At 69.8% G+C, this 24043-nt stretch carries 19 protein-coding genes and 1 pseudogene; 7 read left to right on the forward strand and 13 right to left on the reverse strand.

Translation table 11 applies throughout. The annotated features are described in order from the left end of the window. Window positions 1–362, forward strand: a pseudogene (locus QQJ79_RS10855) (S1 family peptidase); the annotation flags it as partial. Between the two features lie 171 nt (window positions 363–533). Here QQJ79_RS10855 and QQJ79_RS10860 read toward each other — a convergent pair. The 5 genes from QQJ79_RS10860 to QQJ79_RS10880 all read right to left on the reverse strand — a co-directional run bounded on the left by QQJ79_RS10860 (window position 534) and on the right by QQJ79_RS10880 (window position 8314). Continuing rightward, the gene (locus QQJ79_RS10860) at window positions 534–3425 is read right to left on the reverse strand and encodes a M16 family metallopeptidase (protein ID WP_284222950.1); all 2892 of its coding nucleotides are present in this window, start codon (window positions 3423–3425) and stop codon (window positions 534–536) included. A 96-nt stretch (window positions 3426–3521) separates the two neighbouring features. Continuing rightward, window positions 3522–4409, reverse strand: coding sequence for a hydrogen peroxide-inducible genes activator (locus QQJ79_RS10865; protein ID WP_284222968.1), 888 nt, complete (start codon window positions 4407–4409; stop codon window positions 3522–3524). Window positions 4410–4720: 311 nt separating this feature from the next. Beyond that, window positions 4721–6970: a catalase/peroxidase HPI gene (katG, locus tag QQJ79_RS10870; protein WP_284222951.1), complete on the reverse strand. Its 2250-nt coding sequence runs from the start codon at window positions 6968–6970 to the stop codon at window positions 4721–4723. Between the two features lie 123 nt (window positions 6971–7093). Continuing rightward, a complete protein-coding gene (locus QQJ79_RS10875) occupies window positions 7094–7477 on the reverse strand; it encodes a VOC family protein (protein WP_284222952.1) in 384 nt (127 codons plus the stop codon). 51 nt (window positions 7478–7528) lie between these two features. After that, complete coding sequence (locus QQJ79_RS10880) at window positions 7529–8314, reverse strand: EcsC family protein (protein WP_284222953.1); 786 nt, start codon at window positions 8312–8314, stop codon at window positions 7529–7531. Window positions 8315–8457: 143 nt separating this feature from the next. On the opposite strand from QQJ79_RS10880, the gene mdh reads away from it, so the two are divergent. Then, the gene (gene mdh / locus QQJ79_RS10885) at window positions 8458–9420 is read left to right on the forward strand and encodes a malate dehydrogenase (protein WP_284222954.1); all 963 of its coding nucleotides are present in this window, start codon (window positions 8458–8460) and stop codon (window positions 9418–9420) included. 63 nt (window positions 9421–9483) lie between these two features. Here mdh and QQJ79_RS10890 read toward each other — a convergent pair whose 3' ends face one another. Both QQJ79_RS10890 and zapE read right to left on the reverse strand, forming a co-directional pair. Further along, complete coding sequence (locus tag QQJ79_RS10890) at window positions 9484–9993, reverse strand: YbjN domain-containing protein (RefSeq protein ID WP_284222955.1); 510 nt, start codon at window positions 9991–9993, stop codon at window positions 9484–9486. A gap of 62 nt (window positions 9994–10055) precedes the next feature. Next, entirely contained in the window at window positions 10056–11171 is a 1116-nt protein-coding gene (zapE, locus tag QQJ79_RS10895) for a cell division protein ZapE (RefSeq protein WP_284222956.1), read from the reverse strand. A 153-nt stretch (window positions 11172–11324) separates the two neighbouring features. Between zapE and QQJ79_RS10900 the strand changes: the two genes are divergently transcribed. Continuing rightward, a complete protein-coding gene (locus QQJ79_RS10900) occupies window positions 11325–12371 on the forward strand; it encodes an aspartate-semialdehyde dehydrogenase (protein WP_284222957.1) in 1047 nt (348 codons plus the stop codon). A gap of 163 nt (window positions 12372–12534) precedes the next feature. Next, a complete protein-coding gene (rarD, locus tag QQJ79_RS10905; RefSeq protein ID WP_348521787.1) occupies window positions 12535–13470 on the forward strand; it encodes an EamA family transporter RarD in 936 nt (311 codons plus the stop codon). A 122-nt stretch (window positions 13471–13592) separates the two neighbouring features. Here rarD and QQJ79_RS10910 read toward each other — a convergent pair whose 3' ends face one another. Continuing rightward, window positions 13593–14729 (reverse strand): serine hydrolase domain-containing protein, encoded by a 1137-nt coding sequence (locus QQJ79_RS10910; protein WP_284222958.1) that lies wholly within the window; start codon window positions 14727–14729, stop codon window positions 13593–13595. 151 nt (window positions 14730–14880) lie between these two features. Here QQJ79_RS10910 and QQJ79_RS10915 point away from each other — a divergent pair, with 151 nt between their 5' ends. Further along, window positions 14881–15654: an energy transducer TonB gene (locus tag QQJ79_RS10915; RefSeq protein WP_284222959.1), complete on the forward strand. Its 774-nt coding sequence runs from the start codon at window positions 14881–14883 to the stop codon at window positions 15652–15654. Between the two features lie 93 nt (window positions 15655–15747). On the opposite strand, the gene QQJ79_RS10920 is transcribed toward QQJ79_RS10915, so the two are convergent. Both QQJ79_RS10920 and QQJ79_RS10925 read right to left on the reverse strand, forming a co-directional pair. Then, window positions 15748–17376 (reverse strand): M28 family metallopeptidase, encoded by a 1629-nt coding sequence (locus tag QQJ79_RS10920; protein ID WP_284222960.1) that lies wholly within the window; start codon window positions 17374–17376, stop codon window positions 15748–15750. Between the two features lie 61 nt (window positions 17377–17437). Further along, window positions 17438–18667, reverse strand: a complete 1230-nt coding sequence (locus tag QQJ79_RS10925; RefSeq protein ID WP_284222961.1) for a BaiN/RdsA family NAD(P)/FAD-dependent oxidoreductase — start codon at window positions 18665–18667, stop codon at window positions 17438–17440. A 273-nt stretch (window positions 18668–18940) separates the two neighbouring features. On the opposite strand from QQJ79_RS10925, the gene greA reads away from it, so the two are divergent. Further along, on the forward strand, window positions 18941–19417 hold the full coding sequence (gene greA / locus QQJ79_RS10930) for a transcription elongation factor GreA (protein ID WP_284222962.1): 477 nt from the start codon (window positions 18941–18943) through the stop codon (window positions 19415–19417). Window positions 19418–19526: 109 nt separating this feature from the next. Then, complete coding sequence (locus QQJ79_RS10935; protein ID WP_284222964.1) at window positions 19527–19676, forward strand: hypothetical protein; 150 nt, start codon at window positions 19527–19529, stop codon at window positions 19674–19676. A 126-nt stretch (window positions 19677–19802) separates the two neighbouring features. Here QQJ79_RS10935 and QQJ79_RS10940 read toward each other — a convergent pair whose 3' ends face one another. From QQJ79_RS10940 to QQJ79_RS10950, 3 genes are all read right to left on the reverse strand, one after another. Continuing rightward, entirely contained in the window at window positions 19803–21581 is a 1779-nt protein-coding gene (locus QQJ79_RS10940; protein WP_284222965.1) for an ATP-binding protein, read from the reverse strand. Further along, the gene (locus tag QQJ79_RS10945) at window positions 21581–22135 is read right to left on the reverse strand and encodes a TOL_0243 family YfiR-like periplasmic protein (RefSeq protein WP_284222966.1); all 555 of its coding nucleotides are present in this window, start codon (window positions 22133–22135) and stop codon (window positions 21581–21583) included. The genes QQJ79_RS10940 and QQJ79_RS10945 overlap by 1 nt, the downstream gene beginning before the upstream one ends. A 1-nt stretch (window position 22136) precedes the next feature. Continuing rightward, window positions 22137–24043, reverse strand: a 1907-nt coding sequence (locus QQJ79_RS10950; protein ID WP_284222967.1) for a TOL_0244 family TonB-dependent receptor, incomplete at its 5' end; no start/stop codon positions are given.

Consider the following 24043-nt stretch of genomic DNA (forward strand, 5'->3'; position numbering starts at 1 on the left):
CCTCCCGCCTGCTGGGCCGCGAAACGCTGAGGGTGCGCGGCCGGGGCCAGCGCGACGAACCGATCCTGGCCTGGGCCGAGGTCGGCCGCACCGACGGTCTGGGCGGCACCCTGGCGGGCCTGTCGGGCGCCCCCGTGCTGGACCGGCAGGGCCGCGCCATCGGCGTCACCATCGCCGAAAGCCCGCGCCGGGGCCGGATCTACACCACCTCGCCCGACACCTTCGGCCCGGCCATCCGCGGCGTGCAGAAGGCCGACGAGCCCCTGACCGGCCGCCTCGTCACCGTCGACAACTACGGCCTGGTCGCCGACGAGCTGCGCCGCGAACTGCGCGTGGCCCAGGTGGTGTGTCTGTCGGCCTGAACTGGCTCGCGCCTCTCCCTCCCCCCCGGGGGAGGGTGGTCGCGTAGCGACCGGGTGGGGAGGGCCCGGCAAGGCAGGCGCGGTCCTTGTGTCGCCGAAGCGCCCCCACCCTGTCGCCGCTGACGCATCGACATCCCTCCCCCGAGGGGGAGAGAGAGGCCTGTAACGTCCCTACCTCAGCGTCACCGAGTCGATGTTCAGGCTCGACAGCGGCACCACCTCGATGTTCGAATATTTCGCCCGCAGGGCGGTCAGGAAGACCGAGGCGTCGCCGACGATGACCAGGCTGGCGCTCGAGGCGGGCAGGTGTTCGGCCGCCGCGGCCCGGATGGCGTCCGGGGTCACCCCGTTCACATCGTCGTCGTAGCTGGCCAGATTGGTCAGCGGCAGGCCGTATAGCGCCAGATTGGCGACCAGACCGCCGAGACCGTCGACTGTCTCCAGCTGACGTCCGAAGGAGCCGATCAGGGTCGCCTTGCGCGGGGCCAGTTCCGCCTCGGTGGCGGTGGTCGCCGACAGGCGCGCGATCTCGGCCAGGATCAGTTCGGCCACCTCCGGCACCGCGTCGTTGCGGGTCTGGGCCGAGGCCGAGAGAATGCCCTCGTCCTCGCGCACGCCGAGGCCCGAGCTGGCGCCGTAGGACAGGCCGCGCTTGATGCGGATCTCCTGATTCAGGCGCGCCGAGAAGCCGCCGCCCATCAGGGCGTTGCCGACCAGCAGCGGGAAATAGTCCTCGTCCGTGCGGGCGATGCCGCGCAGGGCCGCGACCACCGCCGCCTGACCTGCGCCGGGCTGGTCGATGACGATGATGCGCGGCGCGACCAGCGCCCCGGCCGGATCGTCGATCGTGGCCACGGTTCCCGCCGGATCGCGCCAGTCGCCGAAGGCCTCCTCGGCGAGGGCGTAAGCCGCCTCGGGCGTGATGTCGCCCGAGAACACCAGGGTCGCCTGTCCGGGCCGGTAGCGGCCCTCGTGGAAGGCGACCAGATCGTCGCGGGTCAGGCCCGGAATGGTGCCGGGCGTGCCCGAGCCGGGCAGGGCGTAGGGCGCCTCGCCGAACACCGCGCGGGCGGCGGCCAGGCTGGACACCGGTCCCGGCTGCGACAGCTGCACCCGCAGGCCGTTCAGGGTCTGGGTCTTTTCGCGGTCCAGCTCCTCGGCGGCATAGGCCGGGTTGCGGACGACATCGGCCATCAGGGCCATGGTCTGCGGGAAGACGTTGGACGGCGAGGAGGCGAAGACATTGGTGAAGTCCACGCCGGCGCCCGCGCCGATCTCGGCGCCCAGCCGCTCGATCTCGGTGGCGATCTCCGGAGCCGAGCGGCTCTCGGTCCCCTGGGTCAGCAGCGAGGCGGTGAAATTGGCCACGCCCGCCTTGCCCGCCGGATCGTCGGAGCTGCCGGCGTTGAAGCTCAGCCGGGCCGAGATCAGCGGCAGGCCGGGCTTGCGCGCGACCAGCACCCGCATGCCGTTGGCCAGACGGCGCTCGGCCACCTGCGGCGTGGCGGCGTCGACGGCGGGGCCCGGCTGCGGCAGGGGCGTGCGCTGTCCCTCGGGCAGCAGGGTCACGGGCTCACCGGCCGGGGCCAGGGTCGCCAGGGTGATCGGCGCCGTGAACACTTCCTGCACCGGCGAGGGCGGGTTCTGTTCGTCCGCCTGCAGATAGCGCATGGCGATGGCGCGGTCGTCGCGCAGATACTGGCGCGCCACCCGCTGCACATCGGCGACGGTCACGGCCTGGATGTTGGCCACGTCGCGATCCGCGCTGGTCGGATCGTCGGTCATGATCAGGGTGTAGCCCAGCGCGAAGGCCCGGCCGTCGATGGTCTCCAGTCCGCGCAGGGCGCTGGCCACCAGTTCGGTCTTGGCCTCGGCCAGTTCGGCCTCGGTGACCGGTTCGTCGCGGATGCGGGCGACCTCGGCGCGCAGGGCGGCCATGCCCTCGTCCGGCGTGTGGCCGGCGCTCATCACGGCCGAGGTGTTCAGCACCCCGACCTGCTGCTGCTGGCTGTTCGAGGAGGTGGCCGAGGTGGCGATCCGCTGACGATAGACCAGGGCCTGGTACAGACGGCTCGACTCCCCGGTCGACAGTATGCCGTCCAGCACGTCCAGCGCCGCCCGGTCCGGGTGGTCATAGGGGACGGTCGGCCAGGTGATCTGCACCATCGGCAGGGGCACGTTCGGACCATAGAAGGTCGCCTCGCGCGCCGCGCCGAAGCTCTCGGGAACGTGGTTGACCGGCAGGGCGCGGTCGGGGTTCTCGATGCCGCCGAAATAGCCGTCGATCCAGGCGTCCAGCTGGGCCTGGTCGAAGTTTCCGGCCACGATCAGATAGGCGTTGTCGGGCCGGTAGAAGGTCTCGTGGAAGCGCAGGACGTCGTCGATGGTGGCGGCGTCCAGATCGGCGATCGAGCCGATGCCGGGGCGGCGATACGGGCTGTCCTGATAGATGAAGGCCTGGGAGTGCAGGCGCTGGAACCGGCCATAGGGCGTCGACAGCACGCGCTGGCGGAACTCCTCCTTGACCACGTCGCGCTCGCTCTCGAACGAGGCCTCGTCCACGACCAGCGATCCCATCCGCTCGGACTCGGCGAACAGCATCCGCTCCAGATGCTGCGCGGGCACGGTCTCATAGTAGTTGGTGACGTCCAGGCCGGTGGAGGCGTTGTTCGAGCCGCCGACGTCCTCGGTCAGCCGGTCGAAGGTCTCCTGCGGCAGGTTGCGGGTCGCCTTGAACATCAGGTGTTCGAACATGTGGGCGAAGCCCGACCGGCCTTCCGGATCGTCCTTGGCCCCGACCTTGTACCAGACCTGCACCGTGACATTGGACGTGGCCGTGTCGCGCGCCGTGAACACGCGCAGTCCGTTCGGCAGCGTCCGCTCGGCGAAGCCCAGGGGCGGCACCACAATGGGTCCCGGCGCGGCGTCGGCGGCGGCCACGGCGGCCGGGGCTTCGGCGACGGCTGTGTCCACGACGTAGTCGTTCGAGGGCGCGGTGGCGCAGGCCGAAACGCCCAGCATCAGGGCGGCGATCGAGGCGGCGGCGAACAGGCGGGACTTCATGGGGCACGGCTCCGGAGCACCCGGCGCAGGCGGGCGCCCGAACCCTATCAGGGCCGAAAGGCGGCGCACCTTACGGAGTCGTAATGAAGCGGACGCTCAGTCCAGTCTGAGCGCGTCCGCCAGCAGTCTCGCCTCGGCCGCCCGGCTGGAGCCGGTGCGCCAGGCCACCACGATCTCGCGGCGCGGCGCCTTGGCCGTGATCGGCCGGACCACGACGCCGGGCAGGTCCGCCAGGCCGGCGCGCACCGCCATCTCGGGCAGGAAGCTGACCCCCAGACCCGCCGACACCATCTGCACCAACGTATGCAGGCTGGTCGCGGCGAAGACGTCCTCGCCGCGCGGCGGCTCGATGCCGAAGGCCGCCAGGGCGTGGTCGCGCAGACAGTGGCCGTCCTCCAGCAGGATCAGGTCCTCGGCCTTCAGCGAGCCCGCCGGGATCGGCCCCGTCCCCGCCAGAGGATGGCCGACCGGGGCGGCGGCCAGAATCTCGTCGTCGCCGATGCGGGCGTGGTCGATGCCGGGCGCCGAATAGGGCAGGGCGATCACCGCCGCGTCCAGCTGCCCCGCCTTCAGCCCGGCGATCAGCCGCGGGGTCAGGTCCTCGCGGATGAACAGCCGCAGGGCCGGCCAGGCCGCCTTCACCCCCGGCAGTTTGGCGGGCAGCAGGAAGGGGGCGACCGTCGGGATGACGCCCAGCCGGAACCGCCCCGACAGCGGCTTGCCCGCATTGCGCGCCGCCTCGACCAGATCCTCCGTCCGGGCCAGCACGTCCTCGCCGCGCCGGACCGCCTCGGCCCCGACGGCGGTCAGCTGGATATTGCCGCGCGTCCGCTCGACCACCGGCGCGCCGAGAATCTTCTCCAGCTCCTGCACTCCGGCCGACAGGGCCGGCTGGCTGACATGGGCCGCCTCCGCCGCCCGGCTGAACGAGGCGTGTTCGGCCAGAAGCTTGAGATACTGGAGCTGGCGCAGGGTCGGGAGCATGGCCGACATATAGGCGTCCGCTATCATGATGGCCAAGGCAATCGAACAACCTTATGCGGTCGTCCCGGCGGAGTCGGGTTCATCACAAAGGTCACGAAGGGCCACAAAGGACACCAAGGGCGCCGGGAGGATGACGGGGAGAGTGCGCCGGCGATCGGTCAACGGGGCGAAGCCGCCATCTTGCGACATGCGGAAGCCATCTCCCGCCTGAACCAAACCCCGGTCTCTTCGTGCCTTTGTGGCCCTTCGTGACCTTGGTGATGAACCTTCCGGCCGCCGCGCCGCGACGGCCGGATTCAGCCAGGGGCCGATCAGGCCGCGGCCGCCCCGAACTCTTCCTTCAGGGTCAGGTCGAACCGGTCGTTGTTCATGACCTTGGTCCAGGCCTTGACGAAGTCCTTCACGAATTTCTCGCCCGCATCGGCCGAGGCGTAGACCTCCGCCAACGCCCGCAGCTGGGAGTTGGAGCCGAACACCAGATCGGTGCGCGTCGCCGTCCAGCGTTGTTCGCCGGTCAGACGGTCCGAGCCCACGAAGGTCTCGTCGCCGCTGTCATCGACCTGTTTCCAGCCCGTCCGCATGTCCAGAAGATTGACGAAGAAATCGTTGGTCAGCTGGCCCGGCCGATCGGTGAACACGCCATGCTTCGACCCGCCGTGGTTGGCGCCCATCACACGCAGGCCGCCGACCAGAACCGTCATCTCCGGCGCCGTCAGCCCCAGCAGCTGGGCCCGGTCGACCAGCAGCTCCTCGGTCGGGACGTTGTACCGGACCTGCAGATAGTTGCGGAAGCCGTCGGCCTTGGGCTCGAGCACCGCGAATCCCTCGACGTCGGTCTGGTCCTGACTGGCGTCCGTCCGGCCCGGGGTGAAGGGAACCTCGATGGCGTGGCCGGCGGCCTTCGCCGCCTTCTCGACGCCGACCGAGCCGCCCAGAACGATGAGGTCGGCGATGGAGACGATGCGTTCGCCGTCGAAATCGCCCTTGATGGCCTCATAGACCTCCAGCACATGGGCCAGCTTTCCGGGCTGGTTGACGTCCCACGACCGTTGGGGCTCCAGCCGCAGCCGGCCGCCGTTGGCGCCGCCGCGGTGGTCGGATCCGCGGTAGGTCGCCGCCGCCGCCCAGGCCGTCGTGACCAGATCGGCCACGGTCAGGGTCGAGGCCGCGATCTGCTCCTTCAGCGCGCTGATGTCGGCGGCGGTGAGGTCCGGGCCCGCCTGCGCCGGGATCGGGTCCTGCCAGATCAGATCTTCGGCCGGCACTTCCGGCCCGAGGTAGCGGACCTTCGGCCCCATGTCGCGGTGGCACAGCTTGAACCAGGCGCGGGCGAAGGCGTCGGCGAAATAGGCCGGGTCGGCGCGGAATTTCTCCATCACCTTGCGGTACTCGGGGTCGAATTTCATCGCCATGTCGGCGGTGGTCATCATCGTCGGGACCTTCTTGCCCGGCGTGTGGGCCGCAGGGGCCAGGGTCTCGGGCGGATCGCCCACCGGATGCCACTGCTTGGCCCCGGCCGGGCTTCGGGTCAGCTCGTACTCGTGGTCGAGCAGCATGTTGAAATAGTCCATGTCCCAGGTGGTCGGCGTGGGCGTCCAGGCGCCCTCGATGCCCGAGGTGATGGTGTGGTCGCCCATGCCGCTCTCGTGGCCGGAGATCCAGCCGAGGCCCTGCTGGGCGATGTCCGCCCCTTCCGGGCTGACGCCGACCTTCTTGGCGTCGCCGGCGCCGTGGGCCTTGCCGAAGGTGTGGCCGCCCGCCGTGAGGGCCACCGTCTCCTCGTCGTTCATCCCCATGCGGGCGAAGGTCTCGCGGATGTCGCGCGCCGACTGCAGGGCGTCCGGCACGCCGCCCGGCCCCTCGGGGTTTACATAGATCAACCCCATCTGGATCGCCGCCAGCGGGCTCTCCAGCGCCATCTCCTTGTCCGGCTGGATGCGGGTCTCATTGCCCTCCTCGCCGACCCACTTCTCCTCGGTGCCCCAGTAGACGTCCTTCTCGGGCTCCCAGACATCGGCCCGGCCGCCGCCGAAGCCGAACACGGGCCCGCCCATCGACTCGATCGCGACATTTCCGGCCAGGATCATCAGGTCGGCCCACGACAGGCTGGCCCCGTATTTCTGCTTGATCGGCCACAGCAGGCGCCGCGCCTTGTCGAGGTTGCCGTTGTCCGGCCAGCTGTTCAGCGGGGCGAACCGCTGCTGTCCCGCGCCCGCGCCGCCGCGGCCGTCGCCGGTGCGATAGGTGCCGGCTGAGTGCCAGGCCATGCGGATGAAGAAGGGGCCGTAGTGGCCATAGTCCGCCGGCCACCACGGCTGGCTGTCGGTCATCAGGGCGTGGAGGTCGCGTTTGACGGCCGCATAGTCCAGCGACTTGAACGCCTTGGCATAGTTGAAGCCGTCGCCCATCGGGTCGCCGGTCCGCCCCTGCTGGTGCAGGATGTCGACGGCGATCTGGTTCGGCCACCAGTCGCGGTTGGTGCGCCCGAGCAGGGACCGCAGCGCGGCCTTTTCCTTCTTCGGATCATTGAGGGGGCTGGGTCCGCCGGCGTGTCCGTCCATGGTGTCCTCCTGCTGCGTCTCTGTGCGTCTGGGCGCGATTGCAGCGAGCCTAGACCTTTCGCTTCAGGAGGGAAAATCGATAAACCCTGTCGTCAGAAACAGGAAAATCTATGGATAGCGGCCTTAGGCCACCGCCCCGTTCTCCATCATGAAGGCGTTCAGCTTGTTGCCGTCCGGATCGCGGAAATAGGCGGCGTAGAAGGTGTCCCCGCGCGGTCCCGGCGGGCCTTCGCAGGTTCCGCCATGGGCCAGGGCGATCTCGTGCAGCCGGTGGATCTGCTCGCGCGACGCCGCCTCCAGCGCCACCATCACGCCATTGCCGACGCTGGCCGCCTGCCCGTCAAACGGCTTGGTCAGCCCGATCCCGGCCCCGCCGCCCGGGGTGCCCCAGGCGATCGCCCCCGGCCACTCCATCATCCGCGACGTCCCCAGTTCCGCGGCGATGGCGTCATAGAATTTCGCCGCCCGCTCCAGGTCGTTCGTGCCCAGCGTCACATAGCCGATCATGTGGATGTCCCTCCGTCTGGTCGATACTCAATCACGAACAAAGCAGGAACGTCAACCGTTCGCCAGCCACCGCATCCGGCACGCCATCATCGCCGTCTCGCCCAGCCGGTCGACCAGCCGCCAGTTGACCACCGCCCCGACCGGCGCGCCGACGACGGGGATCAGCTGGGCCAGTTTGGCCAGGTCGATATAGTCGCGGTATTCGATCTGGAACCGCCGCCAGTCGTATTCGGTGATCGCCTCCGGCTGATCCACGCCCGCGATCCAGCGCTCCAGCTCGGCCAGGGCCTCGGGCCGTCGTTTCGCGCTGGCGAAGGCGAGGTGGAAGATATGCAGCAGGAACAGCCGCTCGCGCACCGTATCGCCGCCCCAGCCATAGGCGCCGACCACATCGCCCAGCATCCGCACCTTGATCGCCATCAGGGCCGGAAAATCCGCCGCCGCCAGCACGAAGCCGCCGGCGCCCGCGACCCCGCCCTCCACGCTGGCCGTGTTCCGATACGTCCGGATCATCGCCCGCGCCCGCAACTCCCGCGCCGCCAGCGATCCGTCGGCTGTCGGCCGCGTCCGGATCAGGTCCGAGCCGAACAATATCCCCCTGGTCATCGCCTCGACGCCGGCGGTGATGATGGCGTGGATCCGCTCGGGGATGACCTTGTTGATCCGCTCCTGCGTCCCGCGCGTCGCCCTGTCCCAAAGCCCCGGCCGTTTCAGCATCCTCGCCCGCCAGGCCGCGACCTCGGCCCGCACCGTGGTCTCGTCGACGACCGTGATCAGGTCGGCGGGCACAGTCTCCGGGGCGACGAACTCGGGTCGGGATTCGGGTGGACGGGCCATGGTCGGTTCTCGGGGCGCTCCGGTGACGCGGCGTCACGGTTGCAGGCGAAAGCGCGCGGGTCTAGACCGCCGCCAACGCTTTCCCTCCCCACCCATACACGGCCTCAAGTAGCGCGAAGCGCGTCAGGCCAACGGAGACATCTATGGCTCGCGCGAAGATCGCCCTTATCGGCGCCGGCATGATCGGCGGCACCCTGGCACACGTGGCCGCGCGCGAAGCGCTGGGCGACATCATCCTGTTCGACATCGCCGAGGGCACGCCCCAGGGCAAGGCGCTGGACATCGCCGAGGCCACCGCCGTGATCGGCACGGACGTCGCCCTCAAGGGCGCCAATGACTATGCCGACATCGCGGGCGCCGACGTCTGCATCGTCACCGCCGGCGTGCCGCGCAAGCCGGGCATGAGCCGCGACGACCTGATCGGCATCAATCTGAAAGTGATGAAGGCCGTCGGCGAGGGCATCAAGGCGCACGCCCCGAACGCGTTCGTGATCTGCATCACCAACCCGCTCGACGCCATGGTCTGGGCCCTGCAGAAATTCTCGGGGCTCCCGAAGGAGAAGGTCGTCGGCATGGCCGGCGTGCTCGACTCGGCCCGTTTCGCCTGGTTCCTGGCCGAGAAGACCGGCGTGTCGATCCAGGATATCCACGCCTGGACCCTGGGCGGTCACGGCGACGACATGGTGCCCATGGTGCGCCACTCCACCGTCGGCGGCCTGCCCCTGCCCGACGCGGTCAAGGCCGGAATGCTGACCCAGGCCGAGCTCGACGCCATCGTCGACCGGACCCGCAAGGGCGGCGGCGAGATCGTCGCCCTGTTGAAGACCGGCTCGGCCTTCTACGCCCCGGCCGAGAGCGCCATCGCCATGGCCCGCTCCTATCTGCTGGACCAGAAGCGCGTCCTGCCCTGCGCCGTCTGGCTGTCGGGCGAATATGGCCTCAAGGACCTCTACGTCGGCGTGCCCGCCCTGATCGGCGCGAACGGCGTGGAGAAGGTGATCGAATTCACCACCAATGACGACGAGAAGGCGATGTTCGCCAAGTCGGTGGAGTCGGTTCAGGGTCTGATCCAGGCCTGCAAGGACATTGATTCTTCGCTGACGTAGCAGCCCGCCATCCCGGATCTGACGAGGGGCCGCAGAGCGATCTGCGGCCCTTTTTCCTGCCGGTTATTGAGCCGCCGGCGCCGCCGCGACCAACCCCTGTGCGAAGGTCCGCAGCAGTTGCAGCCACACCACCGTCGGCTCCCGCAGCTGCTCGGTTCCGTCGCCGGTCAGGACCACATCATACTGCACCACCGCGCTCGCCTCGCCGCCCGGCGCGGCCGGGACGAAGAAGGCCTTGAGGAAGCGGTTGTCGCGGTTCCAGGCGTTGATCTGGTCCGGGGTGATCGGGCCCGTGAAGATGGCGCTGTACTGGATGTCGTCGCACAGGGTCGGGCCGCAGGCGTAGAAGGTCAGGTTCCACGGCAGGGGCTGGTCGGCGATGTGCAGACTGGTCACCCCCTCGCGCAGCACCGGTTCCCCGACCGAGCCGCCCAGACCAGTCAGCCAGGTCTTCGCATCGGCGACCGAAACGCCGTTGGTCACGACCGCCGCCGGCGGCGGGGTCTGGGCCAGGGCGGCGCCGGGCAGGGCCGCCGCGAGGGCGAAGGCGGCGAACAGGACGGGCAGGCGCATGGGCGATCTCCAGGGACAGCCGAAGTTAGAACGATCCGCCCAAGCGGAATTGTGGCGGCAGCCTACGCCGTTCTCTCGTGCGCCAGCCAGTCCGCGCTCGCCATTTCATTGAGCCGCGACGCCGTGCGCTCGAATTCGAAGGCCCCGACCCCTTCGCGATACAGGGCCTCCGGCGCCGCCTCGGCCAGCACCACCAGCCGAGTCCCGGCCTCATACAGGGCGTCGATCAGGGTCACGAACCGCCGCGCCTCATGGTGATTGGCTGGTCCCAGCACCGGGACATCCTCAACGAACAGGGTGTGGAACCGCTCGGCGATGGCCAGATAGTCTTGCGGTCCCAGGGCCGTCCCGCACAGCTGGTCGAAGGTCGCGCGCGCCAGCCCGCCGTCGGTGCGCTCGATGACGACATCGCGGCCCAGCACCTTCAGATGAGCCGGACATTCGTCCTGCTCGCCCTTGAGATCCGACCACAGGGCCTCGAAGTCCGCCCGCGCATCCGCATCGGCCGGCGTGAACCAGACCCGCGTCCCCATCAGCCGGTCCAGCCGCCAGTCGCGCGCGCCCGAGACGCTGACCACCACGCATTGGCGCTCCAGCATGGCGATGAAGGGCAGGAAGAGCTGGCGGTTGATCCCGTTCAGATATAGCTGGTCCGGCGCCCGGTTCGAGGTCACCGACAGCACCACCCCCCGCTCGAACAGGGCCTCGAACAGCCGGCCCAGGATCATGGCGTCGGCGATATCCGTCACCTGCAGCTCGTCGAAACACAGCAGCCGCCCCTCCGACGCGATCAGCTCGGCCACCGGCTTGATGGGATCATCGCCTTTCGACTGGCCGAAGACGGCCTTGCGCGCCTTCGCATCCCCTTCGCGCCACTGGCGGATCAGGTCGTGGACGCGGGCCATGAAGGCGTGGAAATGGGCGCGGGTTTTCCGCGGCTCGGGGACGGCGGCGCAGAACATGTCCATCAGCAGGGATTTGCCCCGCCCCGGCGGTCCCCACAGATAGACGCCGCGCACCTCGGGTCCGGGCCCCAGCAGCCCGCCCATCGGGGCCTTCTTGCGCAGGTCCTTCTCCAGCCGCGCCAGGGCGTCGACCACCGGAATCTGCGACGGATCGGGCGTCAGCCGGCCCTCGGCCAAACGACGGTCATAAGCGGTGCGTATGCGTGAGGGCATCGTTCTCGGGCTTAGCGGCGCCCGCGACCGCTGAAAAGCGATTGCTTCGCGCCCGCGAAAGCCCACATAGGCTGCTGACAACCTCAAACCACATGCGCTCAAGCAGCGAGCCGCCGCGCGGCGAGCGTTAGCGCGTCCGAAGGACACACCAATATGGGCTATCGCGTCGCCGTCGTGGGTGCCACCGGCAATGTCGGCCGGGAGATGCTGAACATCCTCGAGGAACTCGATTTCCCCGTCGAGAAGATGCACGCCGTCGCCTCGCGCAAGTCCAAGGGCGTCGAGGTCTCCTGGGGCGACAAGACGATCAAATGCGAGGACATCGAGCTGTTCGATTTCTCGACCGTCGACCTGGTGCTGATGAGCGCCGGCAGCGACGCCTCGCGCCTGTGGTCGGAGAAGATCGGCAAGGCCGGCCCCATCGTCATCGACAACTCCTCGGCCTTCCGCATGGACCCGGACGTGCCGCTGATCGTGCCCGAGGTGAACCCGGACGCCATCAAGCTGGCGACGAAGAAGAACATCATCGCCAACCCCAACTGTTCGACCATCCAGCTGATGGTGGCGCTCAAGCCCCTGCATGACGCCGCGACGGTCAGGCGCGCGGTGGTCTCGACCTATCAATCGGTCTCGGGCGCCGGCAAGGCGGGCATGGACGAGCTGTGGAACCAGACCAAGGCCATCTACGGCCTCGGCGACGCCCGGCCCAAGCTGTTCCCCAAACAGATCGCCTTCAACGTCATCCCCTTCATCGGGGCCTTCCAGGACGACGGTTACACCGACGAGGAAGCCAAGATGTGGAAGGAGACGCACAAGATCCTCGACGAGGACATCAAACTGACCGTCACCTGCGTGCGCGTTCCGGTCTTCGTCGGCCACTCCGAGTCGGTGAACCTGGAGTTCGACCGCCCGATCAGCCCGGACGAGGCGCGGGCCGTCCTGCGCGACGCCCCCGGCGTCATGGTCATCGATAAGCAGGAGCACGACGGCTACATCACCCCCGTCGACGCCGCCGGCGAACACGCCGTCTACGTCAGCCGCATCCGCAAGGACCCGACCGTCGAGAACGGCCTGTCGCTGTGGATCGTCTCCGACAACCTGCGCAAGGGCGCCGCCCTCAACGCCGTCCAGATCGCCCAGCTGCTGGACGAAACGGGGATCATCAAGCCGGCCTCGGGGTACCGAAGCATCACCGTGTAACGATCCCTCTCCCACCGGGAGAGGGCTTGAGCGCCCGGGAGCGTAGCGATCGGTCGCGCGAAAGGGTGAGGGCCGGCCGCCTCGGGGCGGCCTCGCCGCTCCATCCGACCGACCCTCATCCGGCCCTCCGGGCCACCTTCTCCCAACGGGAGAAGGAATCAGAATGTCCGCCATGGCTCCCGCTACGTCCGCCACCCCCCGCGCCGCCCTGGTCTCCGCCTTCGGCTGCTATGTGATGTGGGGCTTCATGCCCCTGCTGTTCATGGGGCAGGGCGCCCTCGGCTTCGATTCGCTCGAAATCCTCGCCCACCGCGCCCTCTGGGCTGTGGCCGTCGCCGGCCTGCTGGTGCTGCTGGCGAAGCAGGGCGGTCAGGTCCGCTCCGCCTTCGCCTCGCCGAGGACCCTGGGCTGGCTGATCCTGTCCACGGCCCTGATCGGGGTCAACTGGGGTCTCTACGTCTGGGCCACGACGCATGAGGCCACGCTCGAGGCCAGCCTCGGCTACTATATCAACCCGCTGCTCAACATGGTTGTGGGACTGTGGCTGTTCCGCGAGAAGATCGACAGATGGGGCTGGGTCGCCATCGGCCTGGCCGCCGTCGGCGTGGCCTTCCAGACCGCCGCCCTCGGCCGTCCGCCGTGGATTTCCATCGTGCTCGCGATCAGCTTCGCCAGCTATGGCGTGATCCGCAAACGCGTCCCCATCGACGCCCAGGCCGGCCTGCTGGTCGAATGCCTGCTGCTGGTTCCCTTCGGCCTGGCCTGGGTGCTGTGGCTGCAGCACACCGGCGCGGGGGTCGCCTTCGACAGCCCCGTCAACACCCTGTGGGCCTTGGCCAACGGACCCGCCACCGTCCTGCCGCTGGCCCTGTTCGCCTGGTCGGCCCGGCGCCTGCCCCTGTCGACCATCGGCTTCATCCAGTTCCTCGCCCCGACCCTCCAGTTCGCCGTCGGCGTCTGGGCGGGCGAGGCGCTGACGCCCCTGCGCGTGATCAGCTTCGCCTTCATCTGGGGCGGCGCCGGGGTCTTCGCGGCTGCGGCCTTCTTCCGCCACCGCGCCGCGCGCGAGGCGCTGAAACGGTGCGCGGAGCCGGTGTGAAGGAGTGGCTAGCGGCTGGTGATTAGTGGCTAGTGATGGCAGCCTCAACGGTTGCGGAAGGGCGGCGCAGTCCGTACCGCCACTCCGCTGCTCACCAATCACTAGCCACTAGCCACTCCTCCTCACAGCCCCCCGTACACCGCCTCGATCAACCGCACCGCCCGCGGGTCGCCCAGCAGATGCCGCGACTGGCGCGTCATCACATAGGCCCCGGACACCCGGGCGTCCGGATCGGCGAAGGCGCAGGATCCGCCCCAGCCGCAATGGCCCACCGCCGTCGGATTGGGGCCGAAGATGTGCAGGCCTTCGTTGCGCATCAGCCCCGCCGCCCAGCTGATGTCGAACGGGACGACCTTGTCGCGTCCATGGATCCGCTCCCGCAGCATTTCGGCCCGAACGCCCGGCGACAGCACGGTCCGTCCGTCCAGCGCCCCGCCATTGGCCAACACCCCCATGATCCGCGCCAGATCCAGCGCGGTCCCGTGCAGATTGGCTGAGGGCAGCTCCATCGTCCGCCATTCCGCCGAGCCGCGCCCGCCGGGGGCGGAGCCCGTATCGAGGAAGGCGGCGCGCTTGACCGGATCGATGACGCCCAGGTCGGGCGCCGTCGTCGGCTTCTTCATCTGCGCCACGCGGTCGTGTTCGGACTCCGGCAGGCCGATCCACAGGTCGAGTCCGGGAAAGTCCTCACGCAGGGCCGCGCCCATGCTCCGCCCGTCGACGATCCGGAACAGTTCGCCGGCCAGCAGGCCGATGGTGATCGGGTGATAGCCGGACGCCGTCCCCGGCGCCCACATCGGCGCCTGTTCGCACAGCCGCGCCAGCGCCGCCTCGCGGTCGAACCAGATGCTCGGGTCCACGGAGGTGTCGAACCCCGGCAGGCCGGCCTGATGGCTCATCATCTGGCCGACCGTGATCCCCGCCTTGCCCGCCTGTCCGAACGTCGGCCAGTACGCCGAAACCGGCCGCTCATAGTCCAGCAGTCCCCGCTCGACACAGGTCGCGATCAGCAAGGCCATCACCGCCTTGCCGGTCGAGAACACCGGGGCCAGCGTCCGCGCATCGAACGGCCGCGTCCGCGCCGCATCGGCCCACCCCGCCCACAGATCGACCACCGTCTCGCCGCCGATGCAGACGCTGAACCGCGCCGCCTGCTCGTTCAGCCCCTCGGGCGCGTCGGTGAAATTGGCCGTGAAGGCGTCCTTCACCGCGGCGAAGCGGGGCGGACAGAGGCCGGAGATGTCGGGGAGGGGGAGCATGGCGGAGGTCTAGCGGCGCTGAACCGGTCCGTCACCCCGCCGCGCACCCGTTCGCGGACGGGCGGCGAATAATCTGAGCGTGCTCCTGCAAGCCCTTGCCTTCCGCCTCCGTCCGGCCTGATGCTGAGGTGCATTTTTCTGGGGCTAACGGATGACGCGAAAGCTGTGTGTACTGGCCTGCCTGATGACAACCCTTGCCGCCGCTGGGCCGGTCAGCGCGCAGGAGCGAACGGACCCCTATTGGCTCGCGCCGGCGAACGAGGAACTGGCATCCAGATTGTATCCTGGCTTTGCGGCCCTTCTGCAGACTCCCGGACTGGCGAGGATCAAATGCTGGGTTGAAGCGGACGGCCATCCCTATCTCTGCCATGTCGTCCACGAGTCGCCGCGTGGGCTCGGCTTCGGCTCGGCGGCGCGCGTCATCGTCGCCAGCGCCCAGGTCGGTCTCGGCCGGGTAGACGGCCAGCCGGCGCCGGCCTCGGTTGAAACCAACATTCGCTTCAGGGCCCCCGAGCCGGCGCGCGGCTGGGACGGGCCGGAACCCACCGACGTGCAGTTGTCGCTCGCACGCGAAATCGTGGAGTCGATGCCCGATTGGTCTCCGCCCGACCGTATGGAGGCGATCATGGACGGACTGGATTTCGACCGGCGGGCGGTGGTCGGCCCATGGATCGACGAGCTCCTCCCGATGGACCGGGAAACGGACCTGAGAATTGCAGCGCTGCAGATGGCGCGCCTCTACAGCGAAGCTGAGCTGCGGCGGGTTCTGGCCGGCGAGCCGGTCGATGATCGATCACCCGAAGCGTTGGACGCCGCCTGTCCGGACCTGACGCCGGAGGAAGAGTTGGCGATGGCGGAGCTGCGCCGCCGCTATTGCGATCGGTATGGCTGCGAAGTGATCGCGGCCGGTTCGGTCACGGGATGACCGACGCGACCTGAATTCCTGAAGCGGCCGCCCGCGGCGGGGCTTGCGCCGTCCGTCCTGGGTTGGCGGCGGACGACCTTTCCGCGCCGTCATCTACTCCCGCGCCGCCGCCGAGGCCGCCCGCGCCGCCTCGAACTCGGCGCCCGCGTTCCACGCCGGCCAGGCCCGACTGTCCGCCAGGTCGCGCCCCACGAGGTACAGCAGGTTCACGTCCACCGCCGCCGCGTCCATCACCCAGTCCGAAGTCCATTCGTCCGACGGCTTGTGATAGCGGTTGGCCACATAATCCCGGCTGGCGGCGTTGTGCCCGGTGAAGCCCGCCGCCCCGAACAGGGCCGGCACCCCCATCTTCGCCAGCGGGAAATGGTCCGAACGGTAGAAGCCGCCGGCCTGGGGCGCCGGATCGGGGATCAGGGTCCGGCCCTGCTCCGTCGCGCGGCGCTCCAGCCAGGCGTCGGTCCCGCTCTTGCCCGCGCCCATGACCACGATCTGCGGCGAGACCTCGGCGCCCGGCAGGAAGCTGTCCATGTTGATATTGGCCACCGTCGTCTCCAGCGGCCAGACCGGATTGGCGGCGTAGTATTCGGCGCCCAGCAGCCCGGCCTCCTCGGCCGTCCAGGCGGCGAACACCACAGAACGGTCGGGCGGCGACCCCGCCTTGAACAGCCGCGCCAGCTCGATCAGCCCGGCCACGCCCGTCGCATTGTCGACGGCGCCGTTATAGATGTCGTCGTCCCCCACCGGCGTCGCGCGGCCGTAGGCGTCCCAGTGGGCGCCGTACAGGACCGTCTCGTCGGGATGCCCGGCGCCCGGAATCCGCGCCAGCACATTGCGGCTCTCGATCCGGTCGGCGGTCTGGCCGAAGTCGATCGACATCGTCACCCCGGTCAGGGCCACCGGCGCGAACCCCGGCGTCCGCGCCGCCTCGCGCAGGGCGGCGTAGTCGAGGCCGGCGTCGCGGAACAGCTGTTCGGCGACCGGTCCCTGGATCCACCCCTGGGCCGGAACCCGTTCGGCGTCCGGATCAGCCCGCACGATGTCGAACTTGGGCGCCGTCGACGATCCCTCCAGCACGCTCCAGCCATAGCCGGCGCCGGCCGTGTCATGGATCACCAGCACCGCCGCCGCCCCCTGCCGCGCGGCCTCCTGGAATTTGTAGGTCCAGCGGCCGTAAAAGGTCATGGCGTTTCCGTCGAACCGGCCCGCGACCGGATGCCCCTCGGGCGCGCCGAAGTCCGGGTCGTTGACGATGACCAGCAGCACCTTGCCGCGCAGGTCCATGCCCTTGAAATCGTCCCAGCCGCGCTCGGGCGCGCTGACGCCGTAACCGGCGAAGACCACTTCCGCGTCCGTGACCGTGATGCGGTCCACCGGCCGGTCGCTGGACACCAGCAGGTCCGGCCCGCGCTGCAGCGCCCGGCTGGCGCCGCCGGCGTTGACCGTGATTGTCGCCGGCCCGTCCTGCCGCGTCCGCCCCAGCTGCGCCGTCTGCACCCACTGGCCGTCCGGCCCGCCCGGCTCCAGCCCCAGGGCCTGGAACTGGCCGACGATATAGTCGACCGTCCGCTGCTCGCCCGGCGTCGCCACCCCGCGCCCCTCGAATTCGTCGGACGCCAGCACCCGCACATGTTCGTTCAGCCGCGCGGCGTCGGCCTGTTGGGCGATTACCGGGCCGGCCGTCAGCGCCATCACGGCGACGGAAACGAGAAGGGTCAGGCGCATGGGATCATTCCGGGCAGGAGGAGGGCCGCAACCTGACCCGCCGCCGCCCCCCTGTCGAGCGCTACCGCGTCTCCAGCCACCCAAGCACGCCTTCGGCCGCCACGACGCCAGAGGCCAGCGACGCCTGCAGCAGATAGCCCCCCGTCGGCGCCTCCCAGTCCAGCATCTCTCCGGCCACGAACACGCCCGGCGCCGCCGTCAGCATCAGTCCCGCGTCGACCTGGTCCAGCCGCACCCCGCCCGCCGACGAAATCGCCCGCGCCAGCCCCTGCACCCCGGTCAGGGTCAGCCGCACGGCCTTGATCCGTTTCGCCAGCTTGTCGGCCCCCGCGGGCAGCTCGCCGGGAATCTCCCGCAACAGCCCCACCGCCGCCGGCGACAGGCCCGCAACCTTCCTGAGCCAGTTGGTCGCGCTGTCCTTGCCGCGCGGCTTCGCCAGCCGTCCCGCCAGCGCCTCGACGGTCAGATCGGGCCGCAGGTCGACGGTCAGCGCCGCCGATCCGTCCTGCCCGATCGCATCTCGCAGCCTCGCCGACAGGGCATAGACCGCCCCGCCCTCCAGTCCGTAGCGCGTCACCATGGCTTCGCCGCGCACCGTCCGGTCGCCATGCGTCAGGGCGATGGGCTTCAGCGGCTGCCCCGCGAACCGGTCCGCGAAGATGTCGCTCCAGGCGACGTCGAAGCCGACATTCGACGGCCGGAACGGCGCGACCGCCACGCCCTCCGCCTCCAGCCAGTCGCGCCAGGTCCCGTCCGACCCCAGCCGCGGCCAGCTGGCCCCGCCCAACGCCAGCACCACCGCATCCGGCGTCTCGACCCGCTCGCCGTCCGGCGTGTCGAACCTCCATTCCCGCCGACCGTCATCCCGGCGAAGGCCGGGACCGGAACAGCGCGACCGCGTCCGCACCTCGACCCCCAGCTCGCCCAGCCGCCCCAGCCACGCCCGCAGCAGGGGAGACGCCTTCATCGCCCGCGGGAACACCCGCCCCGACGAGCCGGTGAAGGTCGCCTGCCCCAGCCCCTCGGCCCAGCCGATCAGATGCGTCGGCGAAAACGTCTCCAGCCACGCTCCAACGGTCCCCGCCGCCCCGCCGTAGCGCCCCGTGAACGGCTCGATCCCCTCGGAATGGGTCAGGTTCAGCCCGCCGCGCCCCGCCATCAGGAATTTGCGCGCCACCGACGGCATGGCCTCATGCACCACCACCCTGACGCCCGCCCGCGCCAGCCGTTCGGCCGCCATCAGCCCGGCCGGCCCGGCCCCGATGATGTGTACGGTCTTCAAGTCGCTCATCGCGCAGCCAGTATCATGTCCCTCCTCCCACGCCCCCCTTTTGCTTTCGTCATCCTCCGGCGAAGCGGCGTAGCCGCGTAGACCGGGGGACCCAGCGGCGCGCGAGAGCGCGACACTGGCGGGAGCGCTAATGCTGGACACAGCGGTGTTTCGCCGCCGCAGCGGCGCCGCTGGGTCCCCCGGTCTCGCTGCGCTCGCCGGAGGATGACGAAAGGGGGAGGTGAGTGAAATATCTCTCCGGGAACACCCGGAACCCGAATACGCTCATCCCCCATGAGCGTCGCCTTCACCCGCGAGGAAGACCTGGAGGCCACGGCCGCCGACCTTCCCGACCGTCCGATTTCGCCCCACCCGAACCTCGTCACCCCTTCGGGACTGGCGTTGATCGAGGCCGCCCTGGCCTCGGCCCGCGCGGCCTATGCCGCGGCCCAGGCGAAGGGCGACATCGAGGCCGACCGCACGGCCATGGCCCGCGCCACCCGCGACCTGCGCTACTGGTCCGCCCGCCGCGCCACCGCCCAGCGGGTCGAGACCGAGCCTGACGGCCGCGTCCGCTTCGGCGGTTCCGTCACCCTCGAACGCGCCGACGGCCGCACCCAGACCTGGCGGATCACCGGCGAGGACGAGGCCGACCCTGCCGCCGGTTCAGTCAGCCACGCCTCGCCCCTCGCCGTCGCCCTGATGGGCAAACAGGTCGGGGACGAAGCGGTCGTGGCCGGACAGGCGGTCGAGATCATCGCCGTCGATTGACCGTCAATGGTTGCCCCGGACCCCTGCTTGCCCCACCTTGTGGGACATACGGCGGCCCAGCGGCCGGTCCCGCGCCGGTCCGGCGCCAACAAGAAAGAAGGAGCCGCCCATGGCCCGAAAGCCCAACTACAGTTTCGAACGTCAGGAACGCGATCGCGCCGACGCCAAGAAGGCCGCCGAGAAGGCCGCCGCCAAGGCTGAAAAGAAAGCCGCCGCCGCCGCCCGCAAGGAAGCCGGCCTGCCGCCGCTCGAGGACTGACCGGAGCCATCCCCGCCTGGGTCGGCGCCCGTTGGGCCCTTCGTCTCATGAAGGCTCCGGCCGCCGCGCCTCGCCCGGGCGCCTGCGTGGCGGCTCAGAAACCCGGCGGGCGAACGATCCGCCGCCTCAGCCCGTCTCCGCCCGGACCCGATCCCGCGCTTCAGCGAGGGTCTCGCCCAGCACTGTCGCCAGGGCGTCGATCCCATAGGGTTTCGGCAGCAGGCGGAACCGCTCCGTCGTCGCCGCCGCCGCCGCCTCGCTGAAGCCGGTGGTCAGCACCACAGGCATGTCGGGATCGCGTTCGCGGATCGCCTTGGCCAGGGCGAGGCCGTCCATATCGCCCGGCATCACCATGTCCGAGAACACCAGATCGAACCGCTCCCCCTGCTCCAGCAGGCGCAGGGCGTCGGCGGCCTGCGCCGCCCGGACGTAGGTATAGCCCAGGTCCCGGACCATGTGGCCGACCCCGGACGCCACGGCGTCGTCGTCCTCGACCAGCAGCAGCCGGCCCTCCGCCTTCCGCGTGGACCGATCCGGATCGACCGCGGCCGGTGAAAGATCAACCACGGTCGCCGGCTTGTCCGTGCGCGGCAGGTACAGGGTGAAGGTCGTGCCGACGCCCTCGGTCGATTCCACGCTGATGTCGCCGCCCGACGAGCGGACGAAGCCATAGACCTGGGACAGGCCCAGCCCGGTGCCGCGCCCGACCTCCTTGGTGGTGAAGAAGGGCTCGAACACCCGCGAGGCCACGGCTTCCGACATGCCCGTGCCGGTGTCGGCGACCCTGAGACAGACCATGTCCGGTCCGTCGTCCTCGCCGGGCGCATTATGGGCGGACAGGATGATCCGGCCGCCGTTCGGCATGGCGTCGCGGGCGTTGACCGCGAGATTGAGCAGGGCCAGCTCCAGCTCGCCGGGGTCGGCCTCGATGCGCCACAGGTCCGCCGGCAGATCGAGAACCACCTCGATGTCCTCGCGCAGCGCCCGGTCCAGGAGGAAGCGCAGCCCCTCGATCCGTGTCGGCAGATGCAGCACCTCGGTCTTGAGCGGCGCGCGGCGCGAAAAGGCCAGCATCTGGCGGGTCAGGACGGCGCCGCGTTCGACGGCCTGGCGAACCCCGTCGGTCAGGGCCTTGCGCCGGGCCGGGTCCGTGGTGCGGTCCAGCAGCTCCACCCCGCTGGAGGCCACCATCAGCAGATTGTTGAAGTCGTGGGCGATGCCGCCGGTCAGCCGGCCGATGGCCTCCATCTTCTGGCTCTGGCGCAGGGCCTGTTCGGCCTTCTCCCGCTCGGTCATCTGCTGGTGCAGAAGGTCGTTGGTCTCGACCAGAATCTCCGCCCGATTGGCCAGCTCGCGGTTGGCCCGTCGTAAGGCGCCCTGGGCCACCGCCAGCACGATGACCACCAGCCCCGCCAGCCCCAGCACCAGCATCAGGCCGGCGTAACGGCTGAATCGCTGCGACGCGGGCGTATCCAGCAACCGCAGACGGGCGGTTCCCAGCGTCTGTCCCGCCTCCTGCACGGGCCTGACGACATACAGTCGTCCGGCCTCGAAACGGGTCGTCCGCCCGCGCGGCGTGGCGACCGGCGGAATGGTCTCGCCGGGCCGGGCGAAGCTGGCGACGATGTGGTTGTTCTCGTCATAGACCGCCGCCGCCAGGACGTTGGGATTGACCTGGACCGCATCGACATAGTCCTGGGCCGCGGCGCGGTCGTCGAAGGCCAGGGCGCCGCTGACGGCCGAGGCCAGCAGGTCCGCCTGGGCGCCGGCCTCGCGGGCCATCTGGTTCTTGATAGCGCGCTCGCTCAGCACGCCGATGGCCACGCCCGCGACCAGCAGAAGCAGCAGCGATCCGAGCGCCAGCAGGGGAAAGCGGCTGTGTCTGAAGCGGGCGATCAGCTTCATCAGCCCGTCCTGACCGAGAGGGCGAGGTTCAGCAGGCGCGAGCTGATCCCCAGACCGCTGCGGGTCGCCGCCTGCTGGTCGATGTGGAATCGCACCCGGGCTTCACTGAGCGCGAAATGGATGGTTCCACGCACCGGCGCTGTGGCGGCGTCCGTGACCATCAAAAGCCCTGGCTGGCCGGCCGCCGTGGTGATCAGCGCCTCAGCGCCGGCGCCGACATAGAGGATGTGACAGCCGGCCACGGACTCGCGGGTGGCCGCGCGGCGCACGGTCAGGGGCCGGCCATGGGCTGTCTGCCCCCGGGCCGCCCGGTCCAGCGTCGCCCCGAACGGATCGCGGCCGGCGACGCAGATCACCACGGGCGCCTCGCCGTTGGCGAACGCCCGCGGCGGCCATTCCACGAAGGCGGCGAAGCGGACCAGATAGTTGGCCTTGACCGAATATTCGAGACTGCCGCCCGATGCGGCCTGGGCCATGGCGGGCGTCGCCGCCGGACCCGTGAAGATCCAGGCGGCGATCAGGAGGACCGCGATGAGGCGTCCCCCCGCGATCATTTCAGAAGCTCACGCGCAGGGCGGCGAAGACGCTGCGGCCAAACGCCCGTCGTCGGTTGGGATCGCCCGTTTCCACCCGGCGCTCCTCGATCAGGTTCTGGCCGGTCACGGACAGTTCCAGCGTGTCTGTGATCCGCCACCCCAGACGGGCGTCGGCCTCGACATAGCTGTCCGTTCCGGTCGTACGGAGTTCATCCACGGCGCGCAGCCGGACGTCGAGGTCCAGACGGTCCGAGATCTGGGACTGGGATCGCAGCAGGATCTGATAGCCGGGGTCATCGCCGACCGAGGCCAGGCCGGAGATGTCCAGCGCCGTCGCCGGGATCGCGAAATCCTTCTCCAGCGTGCTCAGCCCCGCGCTGATCCGCCACCGGTCGGTCAGGTCATAGCTGCCCCAGGCCTCGACTCCCCAGGTCTCGCCGGCGCCGTGATTGGTGAAGGTGAGCGGGAAGACGGTGACCGGGTCCAGCGAGACGGTCCGCAGATCGTCATAGACATTGTAGAAGGCTGAGATCGAGAACGAGGCCCGGGGCAGGGGGGTGGCCCGGTAGCCCAGCTCATAGGCCGTCAGGGTCTCCGACTGGAAGTCGCCGCCGACGAGGAAACCCGGCAGGGTCAGGCCGCGCTCGATCCGGTTCGGCGTGCGGCTGGCCCGGCTGACCGCCGCCCAGACCAGATCGCCCCCGGGCCGGCTCCAGGCGAGGCGGGCGTTGGGCAGGAATTCCTCGCCCGAGAAGCTGTTGTCCTCGAATTTGGCGCCCAGGGTGAGGGTCAGGCTGTCGGTCAGGTCGATCTGGTCCTGAACGAAGACATTGGTCAGCGTCAGCGTCAGTTCCTCCGGATCGAGGAAGGCGCCGCCCGGGGCGGGGCTGAAGCGCGACTGCACCGTCCGGTATCCCGCCCCGAACACCAGGTGATGCCGGCCCCATTCCACCGCGTGCTGGGCTGACACATCCCAGGTGTCGCTGTCCTCGACCGAACCCGGCTCGACCCGCTCGAACCGGTCATAATAGGCCTGGGCCTGGAATTCGCCGCCCGCCAGCGGCCGCGCCCAGCGTCCCAGGACATTGCTCCCGCTGACCCGGGTCTCCGTGCCGGAGAAGTCCTCATTGATCGCCACGGCGTTGTCGAAGGCGTCGCCTTGCAGCGTCAGTTCATTGACCCCGGCGTTCCAGTCCAGCCGCACGCCGCCGCGCAGGCGCTCGGCCGCGTCGGTGGCGTCGCCCCCGGTCAGCCGGAAGCTGTCGTCGCGCATGGATCCGTTCAGATAGGCCCGCCAGCCCCCGGTCTCGCCCAGCCGGCCGCCGTGGCGCACGGCGAAGGTCGCGTCCTCATTGCCCACGCCGGCGCTGACCAGGGTTCCGATGGTGTCCCGGGCCGACCGGGTGATGATGTTGATGACGCCGTTCATGGCGTTCGAGCCGTACAGGGCGCCGCCGGGCCCGCTGACGATCTCGATCCGCTCGACATCCTCCAGCATCAGGTCGCGCGCGTCCCAGAACACGCCCGAATGCAGGGTCGAATAGACGCTGCGCCCGTCGACCATGACCAGCAGCTTGTTCGACGTCTCGTAGCCGTTGAAGCCGCGGGCGCTGATCGCATAGTCGACGGAATTGACCCGCTGGACGTTCAGATTGGGCGCCAGCCGCAGCACTTCCGGCAGGCTGGTCGCGCCCGAGCGCCGGATGTCGTCCGCCGAGATGACGTAGATGGCCGCCGCCGCATGGGCGAGCGCCTCCGGATGACGCGACACCGAGACCACCTCGACCATGGACAGTTCTTCCAGCGACATGCGCGCCAGATCCTGGTCCTCGGGCCCGCCCTGAACCGGGCCCGCCGCGTCGGCGTTCGCCGGCGCGGGCGCGGACTCAAGCGCGCCGGCGAGCGCCGCCGTGGGCGCGGACTCAA

The sequence above is a fragment of the Brevundimonas denitrificans genome, from assembly GCF_030160755.1.
GTDB classification, from domain to species: Bacteria; Pseudomonadota; Alphaproteobacteria; order Caulobacterales; family Caulobacteraceae; genus Brevundimonas; species Brevundimonas denitrificans.

Excerpts from the sequence above, each read along its gene's own strand:
- QQJ79_RS10860 (WP_284222950.1), bottom strand. The coding sequence starts at position 3,425 with ATGAAGTCCCGCCTGTTCGCCGCCGCCTCGATCGCCGCCCTGATGCTG.
- QQJ79_RS10865 (WP_284222968.1), bottom strand. The coding sequence starts at position 4,409 with ATGCTCCCGACCCTGCGCCAGCTCCAGTATCTCAAGCTTCTGGCCGAA.
- katG (WP_284222951.1), bottom strand. The coding sequence starts at position 6,970 with ATGGACGGACACGCCGGCGGACCCAGCCCCCTCAATGATCCGAAGAAG.
- QQJ79_RS10875 (WP_284222952.1), bottom strand. The coding sequence starts at position 7,477 with ATGATCGGCTATGTGACGCTGGGCACGAACGACCTGGAGCGGGCGGCG.
- QQJ79_RS10880 (WP_284222953.1), bottom strand. The coding sequence starts at position 8,314 with ATGGCCCGTCCACCCGAATCCCGACCCGAGTTCGTCGCCCCGGAGACT.
- mdh (WP_284222954.1), top strand. The coding sequence starts at position 8,458 with ATGGCTCGCGCGAAGATCGCCCTTATCGGCGCCGGCATGATCGGCGGC.
- QQJ79_RS10890 (WP_284222955.1), bottom strand. The coding sequence starts at position 9,993 with ATGCGCCTGCCCGTCCTGTTCGCCGCCTTCGCCCTCGCGGCGGCCCTG.
- zapE (WP_284222956.1), bottom strand. The coding sequence starts at position 11,171 with ATGCCCTCACGCATACGCACCGCTTATGACCGTCGTTTGGCCGAGGGC.
- QQJ79_RS10900 (WP_284222957.1), top strand. The coding sequence starts at position 11,325 with ATGGGCTATCGCGTCGCCGTCGTGGGTGCCACCGGCAATGTCGGCCGG.
- rarD (WP_348521787.1), top strand. The coding sequence starts at position 12,535 with ATGTCCGCCATGGCTCCCGCTACGTCCGCCACCCCCCGCGCCGCCCTG.
- QQJ79_RS10910 (WP_284222958.1), bottom strand. The coding sequence starts at position 14,729 with ATGCTCCCCCTCCCCGACATCTCCGGCCTCTGTCCGCCCCGCTTCGCC.
- QQJ79_RS10915 (WP_284222959.1), top strand. The coding sequence starts at position 14,881 with ATGACGCGAAAGCTGTGTGTACTGGCCTGCCTGATGACAACCCTTGCC.
- QQJ79_RS10920 (WP_284222960.1), bottom strand. The coding sequence starts at position 17,376 with ATGCGCCTGACCCTTCTCGTTTCCGTCGCCGTGATGGCGCTGACGGCC.
- QQJ79_RS10925 (WP_284222961.1), bottom strand. The coding sequence starts at position 18,667 with ATGAGCGACTTGAAGACCGTACACATCATCGGGGCCGGGCCGGCCGGG.
- greA (WP_284222962.1), top strand. The coding sequence starts at position 18,941 with ATGAGCGTCGCCTTCACCCGCGAGGAAGACCTGGAGGCCACGGCCGCC.
- QQJ79_RS10935 (WP_284222964.1), top strand. The coding sequence starts at position 19,527 with ATGGCCCGAAAGCCCAACTACAGTTTCGAACGTCAGGAACGCGATCGC.
- QQJ79_RS10940 (WP_284222965.1), bottom strand. The coding sequence starts at position 21,581 with ATGAAGCTGATCGCCCGCTTCAGACACAGCCGCTTTCCCCTGCTGGCG.
- QQJ79_RS10945 (WP_284222966.1), bottom strand. The coding sequence starts at position 22,135 with ATGATCGCGGGGGGACGCCTCATCGCGGTCCTCCTGATCGCCGCCTGG.